The sequence below is a fragment of the Streptomyces sp. NBC_01498 genome, assembly GCF_036327775.1.
In the GTDB taxonomy this organism is placed as follows: Bacteria; Actinomycetota; Actinomycetes; order Streptomycetales; family Streptomycetaceae; genus Streptomyces.
In genome coordinates this window covers 5,636,742-5,653,195 of the sequence record NZ_CP109598.1, presented here as the reverse complement: position 1 = coordinate 5,653,195, position 16,454 = coordinate 5,636,742, and the positions used below count along the sequence as shown (strand labels likewise).

Sequence of the window (16,454 nt, the reverse complement as noted above, 5' to 3'; positions counted from 1 at the left end):
TCGGCCGGGCGGGGTCCGGGACACCGACCGTGCCGAACCGGCGGTGGCCCGCCGCGTCGCCGGGCGGCACGGGAGCGGCGTGCCCCGGTGTGAGCACGTCGTCGCCGGGCCCGCTCCCGCGCGGGAGCGGGTCGAGGGGCTGCTTCTCGGGCTGGCCGCCGGGGATGCCGCCGGGTGGCCCGCCGCGCGGCACCGGGCCGCGCGGATGCCCGAGTGGACCCGGCGCCTCACCCGTGAGCTGGACACCTTCGCCGAGCAGAACGCGACCACCACCCTCCCCGTCCCGATCGCCCTCAACCAGCCGCCCGAGCCGCTGCGGCTCGGGCCGTCCGACGACGCCGAGTGGGCCGCCTTCACCGCCGGGACCGTGCTCGCCGCCTTCGGTGGGCCCTTCGACGGTCTCTCCGCCGACCGCAGGACCCGCGCCGCCGTCGACCTCGCCTGGCACACCCTCGCGGGCGAGATCGCCGCGGCGGCGGACCGGGCGCCGGAGGTCGAGTCCGCCGTCCTGCCGCTGCGGGCCCGGATCTCCGTACGCGCCGGACTCGGCAATCTCGCCACCGGTCTGCGCCCGCCCGCGACCGGCCACGACAACCCGCACTACTTCGACGACGCGGCCTGTGTACGGGCCGCCGTGCTCGCGGTCGTCCATCCGGGACGGCCGTACGCCGCCGCCGGACTCGCCGAGTTCGACGCCCGCTACACGCAGGACGGCGACGGTGTGCACGGCGCCCGCGCGATGGCCGCCGCCGTGGCCGCGGCGCTCGGCGGCGCCGACACGGCGACGGCCGTCGCCGCCGCGCTCGAACAGCTGCCGTCCGCCACCGAGATCGGCCGCAACGCCCGGCACGCGGTCGGGCTGGCCCGGGGCTTCGCCCACGAGCCGGCCGGGGCGTTCGCGCTCGTCCCCCTGCTGGAGCATCAGATCGTCGACCACGTCTACAGCTACGGCATCGCCGCGGCCGAGACGGTGCCCGTCGCCCTCGCCCTGACCGTCGCGGCCCGGGGCGACGTCCGCGCCGCCGTACCCGCCGCCGCGTGCCTGTCGCGCGTCGCGGACTCGGCGCCCGCGCTGGCCGGCGCGCTGACCGGGGCGCTCGGCGGGGGCGCGGCGGTGCCCCCGACCTGGCGCGACGCCTGTCGCACCCTGGCGGGCTGCGCCCTGCCCCGCCTCGCCGGCACGGACCTGGTCGAACTCGCCGGCCGGCTCACCCGCGCGCTGACCCCCTCCGCTCCCACCGCCTCAGCCCCCACCGGCCCCGCCGCCCCGGCCGCCGCGCACCGCGCGCCGTAGCGTCACGGGCGGCGAGCTTCACCCCCACCCGGCGCGCGGGGGTGGACAATTCCGGCATGACGACGCTCAGAGCATCCGCCGCGCCCCTGCCCGTCCCGACCCTCGACGACCGGATCACGGGCTGCCTCGTCGGCGCGGCGGTCGGCGACGCGCTCGGCGGTCCCGTCGAGGGCTACACCCCGGAGCAGATCGTGGACCGGCACGGCGGCCGGGTGTCCGGCATCGTCGGGCCCTGGAACGCGGACTGGCGCACGGCACGGCCCCTCGCCCCGTACCACAAGGGCGACGGCCATGTCACCGACGACACCTTGATGACGCACGCGCTGGTGCGGGTGTACGACACGGTCCGCGACCATCTCGACGCGTACGCCGTCGCCGACCACCTCGTGCCCGAGCTGATCTCCACGCCGCGCTGGATCCCCGAGCTGGAGGCGGAGGCGCTGCCGCTCCAGCGGATCTTCCTCGCCGAGAAGTGGCTCGTCGCCCGGGTCCACTACGGGCATGTCGACCCCCGCGAGGCGGGCGCCGGGAACATCGTCAACTGCGGTGCGGCGATGTACATGGCGCCGGTCGGCCTGGTCAACGCGGCGAATCCGGCGGCGGCGTACGCGGAGGCGCTGGACGTCGCCGGCCCGCACCAGTCGTCGTACGGCAGGGAGGCGGCGGGTGTCCTGGCGGCGGCCGTGGCGGCGGCGTGCGTGCCGGGCGCGACACCGACGAGCGTGGTCGACGCGTGTCTGGTCCTCGCCAAGGACGGGACACTCGCGGCGATCGACGCGGTGTGCGAAGTGGCCGCCGGTCACGAGGACTTCGAGTCGGCGCTGCGTCCGCTGCGGGAGGCCGTCGCGCCGTTCGACACGGTCGGCCCCGACTACCGCGCCCCGTCCCTCGGCGCGCGCCGGCCCTCCCGGCTGCACGCGATCGAGGAACTGCCGGTCGCCCTGGGCATGTTGCTCGTCGGGGGCGGCGACTACCGCCGTACGGTGCTCGGTTCGGTCAACTACGGCCGCGACTGCGACTCGATCGCCACGATGGGCGGGGCGATCGCGGGGGCGCTGGCCGGCGGGGCGGCGGTCCCGGAGGAATGGTCGAAGCGGGTCGCGGAGGCGAGCCGTCTCGATCTGCACGCGCCGGCGCGGACGCTGACGGAGGTGGCGTACGAGGTCTTCGAACGGGACACGGTACGCCGCCGGGCCCACGAGTCGGCGTTCGCGGCCCTCACAGCGGCGACGACGGCGACGGCTGCCGCGGAGTCGGCGCGATGAGCGGGTCGCTGCGGGTGACCTGGGCCCAGCCGGAGGACCTGCTGGGCCACGAGCTGCGCCAGGCCGCCGAGGACGGGCGCGACGCCGCGGCCGTGACGGCGGTCTGGCGGGCGGCGGGCGGCTCCGTGTCTCCCGGCCATGACGGTGCGTCAACTCCTCCGGCGTCCCCGGAACTGCGCGCGCTCGCGCTGCGCCTGCTGGACGAACTGGCCCTGCTGCCGTCGCCGTTGGCGGACCGGGAGCCGACTTCGCTGCCGGACATCGTGCGGGCGTGCGGCGAGGCGTGGCCGACGGACCGGCCCGGGGAGCCGATCACTCCACGGCTCCCGGTGCGGACCGGGAGTCAACCACCCCTCCGTAGACACCAGTTGCACGCCGCCTGGCTCGGCCGTGCCGCCGGGTGCCTGCTCGGCAAACCCGTCGAGAAGCTCCCCCTCCCCGCCATCCGCGCCCTCGCCCGCGCGACCGGCAACTGGCCGCTGACCACCTGGTTCACCGCCAGGGGCCTGCCCGCCGGTCTCGCCGCCGCACACCCCTGGAACCGGCGCTCCGCCGGCAACTCGCTCGCCGAGAACATCGACGGCATGCCCGAGGACGACGACCTCAACTACCCGCTGCTCAATGTGCTGTTGCTCCGCCGGTACGGCCGCGCCTTCCACACCGCCGACGTCGCCCGCCTCTGGCTCGACCTGCTGCCCGCCGGGCGTACGTTCACCGCCGAGCGCGTCGCGTACCGCAACCTCCTCTCGGGGATCGGGCCGCCGGACACCGCCCGGCACCACAACCCGTTCCGGGAGTGGATCGGCGCGGCGATCCGCGCCGACGCGCACGGCTGGACACACCCCGGCGACCCCGCGTCGGCCGCCGAACAGGCTTACCGGGACGCCGCGTTGACGCACACCGCGAACGGTGTGTTCGGCGCGGTGTTCGTCGCGGGCACGCTCGCCGCGGCGGGCGGCGGCGCGGACGTGCACGCCTCCCTGCGCGCCGGTCTCGCCGTCGTACCCCCGCGCTCGCGCCTCGCGGAAGCCGTCCGCGAGGCGATCGCGACCGCCCGCGCCCACCCGGACTTCGACACCGTCGTGGACCGGCTGCACACCGCGTACGGTCACTACCACTGGGTCCACGCGGTCCCCAACGCCGCGCTCCTCGCCGCCGCCCTCACCCACGCCGACGGCGACTTCACCGGCTCCATCTGCCGTGCGGTGTCCGGTGGTTGGGACACCGACTCGAACGGCGCGACGGCCGGTTCGGTCGCCGGTCTGCTGGCCGGCCACCCGGACCGGCTGCCCGAGCGGTGGACGGCGCCGCTCAAGAACCGCCTCGCGACCTCCGTCGGCGGATCGGACGGCATCGCGTTCGACGGCATCGGCTTCGACGAACTCGCCCGGCTCACCGAGGAGGCACTCCGCCCATGACCGGCATCGTGGTGCTCGGCAGCACCAACATGGACCTCGTCGCGTACGTGGCACGGGCCCCGAAGCAGGGGGAGACCGTCACGGGCCGGGAGTTCCGTACGGTCCCCGGCGGCAAGGGCGCCAACCAGGCGGTCGCCGCCGCCCGCGCCGGGGGCGAGGTGGCGATGATCGGCGCGGTCGGTGACGACGAGTTCGGCGCCCGGCTCCGGCACACGCTCACCTCGTCGGGCGTCGACACAGATCTCCTGCACACCGCCGAGGGCCCCTCCGGCACCGCGCACATCGTCGTGGACGACGAGGGCGGCAACGCGATCGTCGTCGTCCCCGGCGCCAACGGCACCGTGACCGCGCTCGGCCCCGGCGAGGAAACCCTCATCGCCACCGCCGCTTCCCTGCTCCTCCAGCTCGAACTCCCGCTGAGCGCCGTGCTCGACGGGGCGCGGGCGGCCGGGCGGCACGGTGTACGGACGATCCTGACCCCGGCGCCCGTCCAGCCACTGCCGCCCGAACTCCTCGCCGTCACCGACCTGTTGGTCCCCAACGAGCACGAGGCCGCCGCGCTGGCGGGCGTCGCCGACCCGTACGCGGCGGCCGAGGCGCTGCTGCGGCGGGTGCCCGAGGTGGTGATCACGCTGGGCGCGGCGGGCTGTCTGTACGCGGCGCGTGGCGCCGATCCGGTGGCCGTGCCCGCGCCGGAGGTGACCGCCGTGGACACCACGGGCGCCGGTGACACGTTCGTCGGCGCGCTCGCCGTGGCGATCGGCGAGGGCCGCCCAATGAATGCCGCCGCGCGCTGGGCGTCGGCCGCCGCCGGGCTCTGCGTGGGACGCCACGGCGCGTCCACCTCCATGCCCTACCGCTCCGAGATCGACGAGGCCGCCTCATGAGCACCGCCCCCACCACCGCCCCGGGAATCCCGGGGCCCGCCGCTCCCCCGCTGCACGGCGTGCGCGTGCTGGATCTCGCCACGCTGTTCGCGGGTCCCCTCGCCGCCACGATGCTCGGTGACTTCGGCGCCGACGTCGTGAAGATCGAGCATCCCACCCGCCCCGACCCGTCGCGCGGGCACGGACCCGCCAAGGACGGGATCGGCCTCTGGTGGAAGATCCTCGGCCGCAACAAGCGCACGGTCACCCTTGATCTCAGCACCGGGGCGGGCCGTGACGTGCTGCTGCGGCTGGCCGCCGACGCGGATGTGATCATCGAGAACTTCCGCCCCGGCACCCTGGAGCGCTGGGGCCTCGGCTGGCCCGAACTCTCCGCCGTCAACCCCCGGCTGGTGCTGGCGCGGGTCACCGGCTTCGGGCAGTTCGGCCCGTACTCCCACCGTCCCGGGTTCGGCACGCTCGCCGAGGCGATGAGCGGGTTCGCCGCGATGACCGGGGAGCCCGAGGGCCCGCCGACGCTGCCGCCGTTCGGGCTGGCCGACTCGATCGCGGCGCTGGCCACCGCGTACGCGGTGCTGACCGCCCTGCACGGCCGGGCGGCGACGGGCCGGGGTCAGGTGGTGGACCTGGCGATCATCGAGCCGATCCTGACGGTGCTGGGGCCGCAGCCGCTCTGGTACGACCAGCTCGGCCATGTCCAGCCCCGTACCGGCAACCGCTCCCGTAACAACGCCCCCCGCAACATCTACCGCACCGCCGACGGGTCCTGGCTCGCGGTCTCCACCTCCGCCCAGTCGGTCGCCGAGCGGGTGATGCGGCTGGTGGGGCGGGCGGAGCTGACCGAGGAGCCGTGGTTCGCGACCGGCAGCGGGCGGGCGGAGCACGCGGACGTGCTGGACGAGGCGGTGGGCGGCTGGATCGCCCGGCACTCGCGCGACGACGCGACGGCCGCGTTCGAGAAGGCGGAGGCGGCGATCGCGCCGGTCTACGACATCCGCGACGTGATGGCCGACCCGCAGTACCGGGCGCTGGACACCGTGACCGAGGTCCCCGACCCGGAGCTGGGCCCGATCCGGATGCAGAACGTCCTCTTCCGGCTCTCCGAGACCCCCGGCGCGATCCGCTGGGCGGGCCGCCCGCACGGCGCGGACACGGACGCGGTCCTCACCGAGCTGGGCCTGTCGGCCCCGGAGATCGACGCCCTCCGTGCGGAAGGCGCACTGTGACAGGCGGGAGGGCGGCGGGCGGAACGGTGCCGTGCGACACCGGTCCCGCCCCGCTGACCTGGCTGTACGCGCCGGGGGACCGGCCGGACACGGTGCGCAAGGCACTCGCCTCCGGGGCGGACGCGGTGATCGTGGACCTGGAGGACGCGGTGTCCCCCGGCCGCCGCGCGTACGCCCGCGCCGCGACGGCCGAGCTGCTGTCCTCCCTGGGCCCCGGGCCGGTCCCGGTCCATGTCCGGGTCGCGGACGAGGACGACGTCCTGGCCCTGGCCGGGCTGCCCGGTCTGGCGGGACTGCGGCTGCCGAAGGTCACGGGCCCGGCGGACATCCACCGTGCCGCCGCCCTCGCGCCGGGCACCCCGTTGTACGCGCTCCTCGAATCGGCGCTCGGCGTCGAGAACGCGCACGCCGTCGCCACCGCCCACCCCTCGGTGTGCGGGATCGCCCTCGGGGAGGCCGATCTCCGCACCGATCTGGGCGTCGGCGACGGGGCCGGGCTCGACTGGCCGCGCGGCAGGGTCGTGGTGGCGGCACGGGCGGCCGGTCTGCCGGCGCCGGTCCAGTCGGTGTTCCCCGACGTACGGGACCTGGACGGGCTGGCCGTGTCCTGCGCGTACGGCCGCTCGCTGGGCTTCTTCGGGCGGTCGGCGATCCATCCACGCCAGTTGCCGGTGATCGAGCGCGCGTATCTGCCGACCGCGCGGGAGGTCGAGACGGCCATGGAGATCATGGCGGCTGCGGCCTCGGGCGCGGGGGCGCTGGCACTGCCCGACGGACGGTTCGTGGACGCCGCGATCGTAGCGGCGGCACGCCGCACACTCCTGCTGGCAGCGGCACACAGCTGAGCCCGGCGAGCACAACGACAGAACCCGGGACGGCACACGACAGGGCCGCCGGACCCCTGAGGAGGTCCGGCGGCCCTTGTCGGTGGCTCGTGCGCCGTGGGCGCGGTGCGCGCCCGGTCAGACGTTCTTGGCCGTGGCGGCGTCGGGGCTGCCCGCAGGCTCCGCCCCGTCGTCCGCGTCCCTCTCGGCGTCGGCGGCGACACCCGCCCGGTCACCGTTGTCGGCGTCCGTGACGTCGGTGACGTCGGTGTCCGTGCCGGGTGTGCCCGTGCTCGGAGCGCCTGCCTTCTTCGCTTCCTTCGCCTCCTTGGCGGCCTTGACCAGCGCCTCCCGGTCGGGCTCCACGAGCTCCTCGCGCCCCGGCCGCATCCGCGCCGAGAGCACGATGTACGCCACCGCGAGGACGAAGACGACGAGCGCGGTCCACACGTTCAGACGCAGCCCCAGCACCTCGTGCGCCTCGTCGACGCGCAGATACTCGATCCAGGCGCGCCCGACGCAGTAGGCGGCGACGTAGAGCGCGAACGCCCGGCCGTGTCCGAGCGTGAAGCGCCGGTCGGCCCAGACCACGAGCAGCGCCACACCGACGCACCACAGCGACTCGTAGAGGAACGTCGGGTGGTACGTACCGGCCTCGCGGTTGACACCCTCGCTGATCTTCAGCGCCCACGGCACGTCGGTGGCCTTGCCGTACAGCTCCTGGTTGAACCAGTTGCCCCAGCGGCCGATGGCCTGGGCGATCACGATGGCCGGGGCGATGGCGTCCGCGTACGCCGGCAGCGGGATGCCCCGGCGGCGGCAGCCGATCCAGGCGCCGACGGCGCCGAGGGCGATGGCGCCCCAGATACCGAGGCCGCCCTCCCAGATCTTGAAGGCGTCGACCCAGTTCTTGCCGTCGCTGAAATACAGCTGGTAATCGGTGATCACGTGGTAGAGCCGGCCGCCGACGAGTCCGAAGGGCACGGCCCAGACGGAGACGTCTGCGACGGTGCCGGCCTTGCCGCCTCGGGCGACCCAGCGCTTGTTCCCGTACCAGACGGCGACGAAGACACCGAGGATGATGCAGAACGCGTAGCCGCGCAGCGGAAGTGGTCCGAGTTCGACCACGCCGCTCGACGGACTGGGGATGTAGGCAAGTTCCATGGCGGTTCCGACGCTACCGTGCCGGGTGGGGCCCGCGGGGGCCCGCCCGGCAACTTCTGGATAACGAGCCCGCGCGGGACCGCGCCCGGCGCGGGCTCAGGACAGGGCCCGGGGTCAGGAGGACGACGAGGGCGAGCCGGTCTCCGGCGGGCTCGCCGGGGCCGTCCCGGGCTGCTTGCCCTTCGTGGCCTCCTCGACCCACCGCGTGAAGTTGGCCGGGGTGATGTCCTCGCCCTCCTTCTTGGGGAAGACGGACTCACCGTTGAGCAGGACCGTCGGCGTACCGCCGAAGCCGCCGCTCTGGAAGGCCGCGTTCGAATCGGCCACCCAGGTGTCGTGCGTACCGTCCTCCACGCACTGGCGGAAGCCGGGCGCCTTCGCCAGGCCGTCGACCTTGCCCGCCAGCTCCAGCAGCCGGGCGTTGTCGGCGAAGGCGTCGTCGGGCTCCGGCGGCTGGTTCAGGAAGAGCGTGTCGTGGTACGCGGCGAACTTGCCCGCGTCCTGCGCGCACGCCGCCGCGTTGGCGGCCCGCAGCGAGCCGCTGCCGCCCATGTTGCCGTCGATGATCGTGGCGAGGTGGTACTCGACCTTGAGCCGGCCGGCGGCCTCCAGTTCCTTGATCGTGTCCCGGAACGCGTTCTCGAACTGGCCGCAGGCCGGGCAGCGGAAGTCCTCCCACACGGTGAGGGTGGCCGGCGCGTCGGGCCTGCCCACCGGGATCGACAGCGCGTCCTTGCCCTGCGCGCCCGACGGCGCGAGCACGGGACCGGCCGCCGAGCTGCCGCCCTTGTCCTTGTTCATCTGGGTGGCGACGAGCCCGACCGCCGCCGCCGCGCCCAGCACGCCCACCACCGCCGCCGAGACGACCAGGGTGCGCTTTCGCCGCTCCCGCTTCTTCTCCTGCTCACGCTGGACCTGGAGCCGCTCTCGGGCGCTCCGCTTCGTCTCACGGTTCTTCTCGCTCACGCCTCAGCAACGAACCGGGGAGGCGCGTGCGCACCTCCCCGGTCCCAGGTCCACCCGTACGAGCGACGCGGTCCGTCAGCGCTTGCGAACGCCTTCGGCCAGGTCGGCGGCGAGCGCGCGGACCCCCGCGAGGCCCGCCGCGTGGTCGGGCGCGTCCAGCATCAGCTTGACGAAGGCCGACCCGACGATGACCCCGTCGGCAAACGCGGCGACCTCGGCGGCCTGCGCCGCGCTGGACACCCCGAGCCCGACGCAGACCGGCAGTCCGGTGGTGGCGCGGGTACGCCGTACCAGGTCGTGGGCCTGCGCGCCCACCGACTGGCGGGTGCCGGTGACGCCCATCAGGGAGGCGGCGTAGACGAATCCGGTGCCGACGGCCGTGATCTTCGCCAGCCGGTCGTCCCTGCTGCTGGGCGCGACGACGAAGACGGTGGCCAGGCCCTGCTTCTCGGCGTGCTGCCGCCACACCTCGGACTCCTGTACGGGCAGGTCGGGCAGGATGCACCCGGCGCCGCCCGCCTCGGCCAGTTCGGTGGTGAAGCGCTCGACGCCGTACCGGTCGACCGGGTTCCAGTACGTCATGACCAGCACCGGCTTCCCGGTGGCCGCGTACGCCTCGCGGACCGTGCGCATCACGTCCGCGATCCGCACCCCGCCCTTGAGGGCGATGTCGTCGGCGGTCTGGATGACGGGGCCGTCGAGGACCGGGTCGCTGTGCGGCAGTCCGACCTCGACGATGTCGGCGCCGCCGTCGAAGACGGCCTTCACCGCGTCGATGCCGCCGTCGACCGTGGGGAACCCGGCGGGCAGATAGGCGATGAGCGCGGCGCGCCCCTCGTTCCTCGCGGCGGCGAGGGTGTCGCTCAACAGCTGGATGTTGCCGCTCACTTGGCGCTCTCCCCGTCGTACAGCCCGAAGTAGCGGGCGGCGGTGTCCATGTCCTTGTCGCCGCGCCCGGAGAGGTTGACGACGATCAGGCCGTCCCCCCCGAGTTCACGGCCGACCTCCAGCGCCCCGGCGAGCGCGTGCGCGCTCTCGATGGCCGGGATGATGCCCTCGGTGCGGGAGAGCAGCAGCAGCGCCTTCATCGCGTCGTCGTCGGTCACGGCCCGGTACTCGCCGCGTCCGCTGTCCTTGAGATGGGCGTGCTCGGGGCCGATGCCCGGGTAGTCGAGTCCGGCGGAGATCGAGTACGGCTCGGTGATCTGGCCCTCCTCGTCCTGGAGGACGTAGGAGCGTGAGCCGTGCAGGATGCCGGGTTCGCCCGCGCTCAGGGTCGCCGCGTGCTCACCGGTCGCGATGCCGTGACCGGCGGGCTCGCAGCCCACCAGCCGTACGCCCTCGTCGGCGAGGAACGCGTGGAACAGGCCGATCGCGTTGGACCCGCCTCCGACACAGGCGACGGCGGCGTCCGGCAGCCGGCCCGTCCGCTCAAGGAGCTGCCGCCGCGCCTCGACGCCGATGACGCGGTGGAAGTCGCGGACCATCGCGGGGAAGGGGTGCGGTCCGGCGACGGTGCCGAACAGGTAGTGCGTACGGTCCACGTTGGCGACCCAGTCGCGGAACGCCTCGTTGATGGCGTCCTTCAGGGTGCGGCTGCCGGAGGTGACGGGGACGACCTCGGCGCCGAGCATCCGCATGCGGGCCACGTTGAGGGCCTGGCGCTCGGTGTCGATCTCGCCCATGTAGATGGTGCATTCGAGGCCGAACAGCGCGCAGGCGGTGGCGGTGGCGACGCCGTGCTGTCCGGCGCCGGTCTCGGCGATGACGCGGGTCTTGCCCATGCGCCGGGTGAGCAGCGCCTGGCCGAGCACGTTGTTGATCTTGTGGGAGCCGGTGTGGTTCAGGTCCTCCCGCTTGAGGAAGACGCGGGCACCGCCCGCCTCGGCGGCGAACCGGGGGACCTCGGTGAGGGCGCTGGGGCGGCCGGTGTAGTTGGCCAGGAGGTCGCCCAGCTCGGCGATGAAGGCGGGGTCGCCCTTGGCCTTCTCGTACTCGACGGCGACCTCGTCCACGGCGGCGACGAGCGCCTCGGGGATGAACTTGCCGCCGAAGGCGCCGAAGTACCCCTCGGCGTTCGGGCTCAGACCGAGCGGGTCGGGAATGAAGAACTCGGACGTCACGGATGATCTCCTCGGAAAACGTGGGGAGTTGAAGGATGGGGGTGCCGCGGGCGCACGGGCGTGTCCGACACGTGCCGCCGTCCGCCCGGGGCGGGGCGCGAACCACCGCGGGTGCGCGCGCTCGCGTGGCGGACGACCGGCCTTCGTACGGAGGTGTACGCGGCCGGCTCCGGCGACGTCCCCGCGGGGGTGCCTGCGGGGAGCCGCGCCGGGTGAGGGATCTTTCCGACGGGTGGACGGGTCGACGGGTCGACGGAACGGCGGTTCGACGCGACGACGTGCCGACGTGCCGACGGAAGGAACCGGTGCTGTCCCGTCGCGACGACATGCGCACGGCACGCGCGCGGCCTGCCGTACGGCCGCGCGGGTGGGCGGTCGTACGGAGGACCGAGCCGTTCGTGTGGTCGGCTACGCGGTCGCGCGCCTGCGCCGTCGTGCGGCTGCTGCGCCGTCGTACGGCCGCTGCGCGGTCGTGCGGTGGTCGCGGTCGGAAGGGCCTCGTCCGGGCGCGGCCCGGCGCCATCGCATGCCGTTGACCTGACCGGGTTCGTCACCGATCACGTACCGCACCCGCCTGCCGTGGACCCGCCGGGCCGGCGCCCGGCAGCCGCGCGGCCGGCACCCGCGCGCCAGTGGCGCGTGGGGCACGGGCACGGTGGCCAGGTGCTGTCCGGGAGCGGGCGCGGGCATGGTGGAGGTCAGCCCCGTCCGTGCCGCAGTGCCGGGTGGGCGCCGGCGGCGACCAGATCGGCCACCGCCGTCTTCGGGTCGCGCCCGGTGACCAGGGACTCGCCGACGAGGACGGAGTCGGCGCCCGCGTTGGCGTACGCGATGAGGTCGTGGGGCCCGCGCACACCGGACTCGGCGATCTTGACGATGCTGTCCGGGATCTCGGGGGCGAGCCGTTCGAACGTGCTGCGGTCGACCTTCAGCGTCTTCAGGTCGCGGGCGTTGACCCCGATGATCCGCGCCCCGGCGTCGACCGCGCGCTCCACCTCCTCCTCGTCGTGGACCTCCACGAGCGGGGTGAGGCCGATCGACTCGGCGCGCTCGACCAGCGAGACCAGCGCGGGCTGCTCCAGGGCGGCGACGATCAGCAGGGCGAGATCGGCGCCGTACGCGCGGGCCTCCCACAGCTGGTACGCCGTCACGATGAAGTCCTTGCGCAGGACGGGGATGTCGACCCTGGCGCGGACGGCTTCGAGGTCGGCCAGCGAGCCGCCGAAACGGCGCTGCTCGGTCAGTACGGAGATGACGGACGCGCCGCCCGCCTCGTACTCGGCGGCCAGTCCGGCGGGGTCGGCGATCGCGGCCAGCGCGCCCTTGGAGGGGCTGGAGCGCTTGACTTCGGAGATCACGGTGACGCCCTCGCCGCGCAGCGCGGCGACGCCGTCCTTGGCCGACCGCGCCCTGCCCGCCCGCTCCTTGAGCTCGTCGAGGCCGACGCGCGCCTGCCGCTCCGCGAGGTCGGCGCGTACGCCTTCGATGATCTCGTCGAGCACACTCACGCGAGCGGCCCCCTTCCGGGAACGGTGTCGGATGCGGCCGGGGATCAGGATCAGCCACGTCGATGGTATCCGGATGAGGGCGCGGGGCCCGCATCCGGAGGGTCGGTCCCCCGCCGTCCGGACGTCGTGGCGGACATCGGCCGACGCGTCAGGGAGCGAGCGAGGAGCCGAACGGCAGGTTCCGCACCACCGTGAACGCGAGCAGGACCGCGCCGAGGGCCCATCCGGCGAAGGGGGGCACCGAGACCCGCGTCGGCGTGCCGCGAACGACGTGAATCAGCCACACCAGCCACACCGCCGCGAAGGCGGCGTAGCCGGTGACGGCGAGCGCGTTGGCGCCGAGGGCGGCGGCGAGGTCGCCGTGCGCGACGGCGTGCGCGCTGCGCAGTCCGCCGCAGCCGGGGCAGTAGAGGCCGGTCAGGGCGAGCAGCGGGCAGACGGGGTAGTGACCGCTCTCGTTGGGGTCGACCAGACCGACGTACGTGAACGCGGCGAGCACGCCGGTGAGGGTGCCCAACGGGGCGATCAGCCGCCGGGCGCGGGGCACGGGGACCGGAGGCGGGGTTGCGGGGGCAGGCGGGGCGTCCACCCGGTGATTGTCCCCCGTGCGGGCCCGAAAGCGCGGCGGGGCCCGGTACGCGCGTCGTCGGCGGTCCCGGTCCGCACGGGAGCGCCCCCACCCGGACCGGAGTGTGTCGCGAGCCGGCGAACCGGCCCCAGGGGGCGACCAGTGCCAGGTACGGGCGCACCTGCGGACGGGTCCCGTACGCGCGTCGTCGGCGGGACAGGGTCCGCACGGGCCCGCCGTCCACCGGAGCCGGGGTGTGCCGCGAGCCGGCGAACCAGCCCGGGGGGCGACCTGTGCCAGGTACGGGCGGGCTGCCGGGACACGAGGGGGTGAGGGTGTTCGGGGCGAAGCAGCGGCCCGGTGTCGCGGCCGGGCAGGACCGCGGAAGGTCCGGGCCGTTATGAGGTTGCTACGCCCGTGGGCGCGGCCCCGTCGAGCGGGGGCCGCGCCCACGGGCGTAGCGACGTACTGGTGTACCGGCGTGCGCCGGTTACGCGGTCTGGCCGGCCGGCTCGGCGGTCGCCTGGACCTTCGGCTGGGCGGTGGGGTGGCCCTCGCCGCGCTCCTGGGCCTCGCGCTCCTGGCGGTCCAGGGACGCGCGCGCGGCCTCCACGCGGGCCTGCTTCGCGGCCTCGGACTCCTTGACCGCGCCGAGGCCCGCGGCGCTCATGGCGAGACCGACGACACCGCCGAGGAGGATGACCGCCAGGCCCGCGACGAAGCCGATCGGATCGGCCGCGACCATGAAGACGCCTGCGACGCAGAAGCCGATGACAGAGATGGTGACACCGGTCCAGGCGGCCGGGGTGTGTCCGTGGCTGCTGCCCGCCATGAATTCGCTCCTCGTTTGCTGATGGTGCTGCTGTGGCGCTGGGGTCGCGCGCTGGGTGGGTCGAACGCTCAGCTTTCATTGTCCCGCACCCGTCGGCGTTCCCCGCCGAGGGGTCCGGACGGCGGTCGCGGGATCAGCCCGTGGGGTCCTCGCCCCGGTCCAGGGCCTTCCACATGTCCTCGGGCCGGTCGGGGTCGGCGGCGGGCCCGGGGGCCTTGGCGGGCCTGGTGGCGGGGGCGCGGACACGGGCGGCGCGCGGGGTGCCGTCGCGTTCGTAGCGGCCCGACATGGACGGCCAGTGTGATCCGTATCTCAGGGCCAGCAGTCCGGCGAGCAGGATCAGCAGTCCGCCGGCCGCCGTCACGTAGGGCCAGGCGGTGTGGGTGAGGGCGTCGACGGTGGCGGCGGTGTCGCCCGTGGTGCGGGCGGCCCGGTCGTCGAGCGCCGCGCCGTCCGTGGCGCCGACGAGCGCGGCGGCGGTCGCGCCCGCGCCGCTCAGGGCGAGCAGCCCGGCGACCAGGGTCCGGCCCGCCGTACGGACGGCGAACACGGCGACGAGGGCGGCGAGTCCGGCGACGGCGAGCGCGGCGGGGACGCCGGTGACGTCACGGCCCCCGGCGTCGAGCGGCACACGCCCGCCCGCCACGACGGCGCTGCCCTCGGCCCACGTCTGGCCGGAGGCGATCAGCACCACGGCGGAGCCGGCGGCGCCGAGCAGGAGGGCGACGCCGAGGCTTCGGCCGGCGCGCCGTCGTGCGGCGTCCGCCGCGGTCTCGGCGCGGGGCTGGGGAACGGGTACGGCAGTCACCCGGCCCACTATCCCCTACGGCCTCCGGCCCGCCTCGTACGGGCCTCCCGCCAGTCGGCTACCTCCCGGTCAGCCCGGTCAGCCGGTTCGCGGTGTGCACCGCGCGCAGCACCGCCGCCGCCTTGTTGCGGCACTCGGTGTCCTCGGCGACGGGGTCGGAGTCGGCGACGACGCCCGCGCCCGCCTGGACGTACGCGGTGCCGTCGCGGAGCAGGGCCGTACGGATCGCGATGGCGGTGTCGGAGTCGCCGGCGAAGTCGAGGTAGCCGACGCAGCCTCCGTACAGACCGCGCCGGGAGGGCTCCAGTTCGTCGATGATCTGGAGGGCGCGGGGCTTCGGGGCGCCGGAGAGGGTGCCGGCCGGGAAGCAGGCGGTGAGGACGTCGAAGGCGCTGCGGCCCTCGGCGACGCGGCCGGTGACCGTCGAGACGATGTGCATGACGTGCGAGTAGCGCTCGACGGACATGAAGTCCACGACCTCGACGCTGCCCGGTTCGCAGACCCGGCCGAGGTCGTTGCGGCCGAGGTCGACCAGCATCAGGTGCTCGGCGCGTTCCTTGGGGTCGGCGAGCAGTTCGTCGGCGAGGGCCTGGTCGTCCTGCGGGGTCGCGCCGCGCGGGCGGGTGCCGGCGATCGGGTGGACCATCGCGTGCCCGTCCTCGACCTTGACCAGTGCCTCGGGGCTGGAGCCGACGACATCGAAGCCGTCGAAGCGGAAGAGGTACATGTACGGGCTCGGGTTGGTGGCCCGCAGTACCCGGTAGACGTCGAGCGCGCTCGCCTCGCAGGGGGTCTCGAAGCGCTGCGAGGGCACGACCTGGAACGCCTCGCCGGCCCGGATGCGCTCCTTGATGTCCTCGACGGCCTCCTGGTAGGCGGCGCCGCCCCAGAGGGCGGTGTACGGCGGGAGTTCGGAGGGCGGCAGGGCGGTGGGGGCGCCGTCCGCGGGGCGGGCGAGGTCGCGTTCCATCGCGTCGAGCCGGCCGACGGCGTCGGCGTACGCCTCGTCCACGCCCGAGTCGAGGTCGTTGTGGTTGATCGCGTTGGCGATGAGCAGGACGGTGCCGGAGTAGTGGTCCAGGACGGCGAGGTCGGAGGTGAGCAGCATCGTCAGTTCGGGCAGGTGGAGATCGTCGCGCGCGTGGTCGCCGATCTTCTTCTCCAGGCGGCGGACGACGTCGAAGCCCAGGTAGCCGACCATGCCGCCGGTGAAGGGCGGCAGGTCGGCCTCCACGTCGTGCGGGGTGCGGGGGGTGTGCAGGGCCTCGACGGTGGCGCGCAGCGCGGCGAGCGGGTCGCCGTCGACGGGGACGCCGACGGGCGGGGTGCCGAGCCAGTGGGTCCGGCCGTCGCGTTCGGTGAGGGTGGCGGCGGACCGTACGCCGATGAAGGAGTAGCGCGACCAGGAGCGGCCGTTCTCGGCGGATTCGAGGAGGAAGGTCCCCGGGCGTTCGGCGGCGAGCTTGCGGTAGAGACCGACCGGGGTGTCGCCGTCCGCGAGGAGCCTGCGGCCGACCGGGATGACACGGCGGTCGACCGCCAGCTTGCGGAAGGTGTCGAGATCCATGGCC

The 16,454-nt window shown here is 74.7% G+C and carries 14 protein-coding genes and 2 pseudogenes; 6 read left to right on the top strand and 10 right to left on the bottom strand.

Going from position 1 to position 16,454, the window contains the following annotated elements:
• Positions 1–79: 79 nt before the first annotated feature.
• From OG875_RS24130 to OG875_RS24105, 6 genes are read left to right on the top strand one after another with little or no spacing between them, the layout of a single operon-like run.
• Entirely contained in the window at positions 80–1,294 is a 1,215-nt protein-coding gene (locus OG875_RS24130; protein ID WP_330177886.1) for an ADP-ribosylglycohydrolase family protein, read from the top strand.
• A 56-nt stretch (positions 1,295–1,350) separates the two neighbouring features.
• Positions 1,351–2,559: an ADP-ribosylglycohydrolase family protein gene (locus tag OG875_RS24125; RefSeq protein ID WP_330176317.1), complete on the top strand. Its 1,209-nt coding sequence runs from the start codon at positions 1,351–1,353 to the stop codon at positions 2,557–2,559.
• A complete protein-coding gene (locus tag OG875_RS24120) occupies positions 2,556–3,977 on the top strand; it encodes an ADP-ribosylglycohydrolase family protein (protein WP_330176316.1) in 1,422 nt (473 codons plus the stop codon). The genes OG875_RS24125 and OG875_RS24120 overlap by 4 nt, the downstream gene beginning before the upstream one ends.
• A complete protein-coding gene (gene rbsK / locus OG875_RS24115) occupies positions 3,974–4,864 on the top strand; it encodes a ribokinase (protein ID WP_330176315.1) in 891 nt (296 codons plus the stop codon). Before OG875_RS24120 ends, rbsK begins: the two co-directional genes overlap by 4 nt.
• Positions 4,861–6,090: a CaiB/BaiF CoA transferase family protein gene (locus tag OG875_RS24110; RefSeq protein WP_330176314.1), complete on the top strand. Its 1,230-nt coding sequence runs from the start codon at positions 4,861–4,863 to the stop codon at positions 6,088–6,090. Before rbsK ends, OG875_RS24110 begins: the two co-directional genes overlap by 4 nt.
• A complete protein-coding gene (locus OG875_RS24105) occupies positions 6,087–6,935 on the top strand; it encodes an HpcH/HpaI aldolase/citrate lyase family protein (protein WP_330176313.1) in 849 nt (282 codons plus the stop codon). The genes OG875_RS24110 and OG875_RS24105 overlap by 4 nt, the downstream gene beginning before the upstream one ends.
• Positions 6,936–7,052: 117 nt before the next feature.
• Here OG875_RS24105 and lgt read toward each other — a convergent pair whose 3' ends face one another.
• From lgt to OG875_RS24055, 10 genes and pseudogenes are all read right to left on the bottom strand, one after another.
• Positions 7,053–8,078, bottom strand: a complete 1,026-nt coding sequence (gene lgt, locus OG875_RS24100; RefSeq protein WP_330176312.1) for a prolipoprotein diacylglyceryl transferase — start codon at positions 8,076–8,078, stop codon at positions 7,053–7,055.
• A 114-nt stretch (positions 8,079–8,192) separates the two neighbouring features.
• Positions 8,193–9,044: a DsbA family protein gene (locus OG875_RS24095; protein WP_330176311.1), complete on the bottom strand. Its 852-nt coding sequence runs from the start codon at positions 9,042–9,044 to the stop codon at positions 8,193–8,195.
• A gap of 75 nt (positions 9,045–9,119) precedes the next feature.
• Positions 9,120–9,932 (bottom strand): tryptophan synthase subunit alpha, encoded by an 813-nt coding sequence (trpA, locus tag OG875_RS24090; protein ID WP_330176310.1) that lies wholly within the window; start codon positions 9,930–9,932, stop codon positions 9,120–9,122.
• The gene (trpB, locus tag OG875_RS24085) at positions 9,929–11,167 is read right to left on the bottom strand and encodes a tryptophan synthase subunit beta (RefSeq protein ID WP_330176309.1); all 1,239 of its coding nucleotides are present in this window, start codon (positions 11,165–11,167) and stop codon (positions 9,929–9,931) included. The genes trpA and trpB overlap by 4 nt, the downstream gene beginning before the upstream one ends.
• Positions 11,168–11,683: 516 nt before the next feature.
• A pseudogene (gene trpM, locus OG875_RS24080) lies at positions 11,684–11,857 on the bottom strand (tryptophan biosynthesis modulator TrpM); the annotation flags it as partial.
• Positions 11,858–11,865: 8 nt separating this feature from the next.
• Positions 11,866–12,675 carry an indole-3-glycerol phosphate synthase TrpC gene (gene trpC / locus OG875_RS24075; RefSeq protein WP_330176308.1) on the bottom strand — a complete coding sequence of 270 codons (810 nt, stop codon included), beginning with the start codon at positions 12,673–12,675 and terminating at the stop codon, positions 11,866–11,868.
• Positions 12,676–12,823: 148 nt separating this feature from the next.
• Positions 12,824–13,264, bottom strand: coding sequence for a DUF2752 domain-containing protein (locus OG875_RS24070; RefSeq protein ID WP_330176307.1), 441 nt, complete (start codon positions 13,262–13,264; stop codon positions 12,824–12,826).
• A 571-nt stretch (positions 13,265–13,835) separates the two neighbouring features.
• Positions 13,836–14,075 (bottom strand): annotated as a pseudogene (locus tag OG875_RS24065) (HGxxPAAW family protein); the annotation flags it as partial.
• A 133-nt stretch (positions 14,076–14,208) separates the two neighbouring features.
• Positions 14,209–14,892, bottom strand: a complete 684-nt coding sequence (locus OG875_RS24060) for a TIGR02234 family membrane protein (RefSeq protein WP_330176305.1) — start codon at positions 14,890–14,892, stop codon at positions 14,209–14,211.
• A 49-nt stretch (positions 14,893–14,941) separates the two neighbouring features.
• Positions 14,942–16,450, bottom strand: coding sequence for an anthranilate synthase component I (locus OG875_RS24055; protein ID WP_330176304.1), 1,509 nt, complete (start codon positions 16,448–16,450; stop codon positions 14,942–14,944).
• Positions 16,451–16,454: the final 4 nt, after the last annotated feature.

What these genes read in the sequence shown, in the direction of transcription:
- OG875_RS24125 (WP_330176317.1), top strand. Translation starts at nt 1,351, where the DNA reads ATGACGACGCTCAGAGCATCCGCCGCGCCCCTGCCCGTCCCGACCCTC.
- OG875_RS24120 (WP_330176316.1), top strand. Translation starts at nt 2,556, where the DNA reads ATGAGCGGGTCGCTGCGGGTGACCTGGGCCCAGCCGGAGGACCTGCTG.
- rbsK (WP_330176315.1), top strand. Translation starts at nt 3,974, where the DNA reads ATGACCGGCATCGTGGTGCTCGGCAGCACCAACATGGACCTCGTCGCG.
- OG875_RS24110 (WP_330176314.1), top strand. Translation starts at nt 4,861, where the DNA reads ATGAGCACCGCCCCCACCACCGCCCCGGGAATCCCGGGGCCCGCCGCT.
- lgt (WP_330176312.1), bottom strand. Translation starts at nt 8,078, where the DNA reads ATGGAACTTGCCTACATCCCCAGTCCGTCGAGCGGCGTGGTCGAACTC.
- OG875_RS24055 (WP_330176304.1), bottom strand. Translation starts at nt 16,450, where the DNA reads ATGGATCTCGACACCTTCCGCAAGCTGGCGGTCGACCGCCGTGTCATC.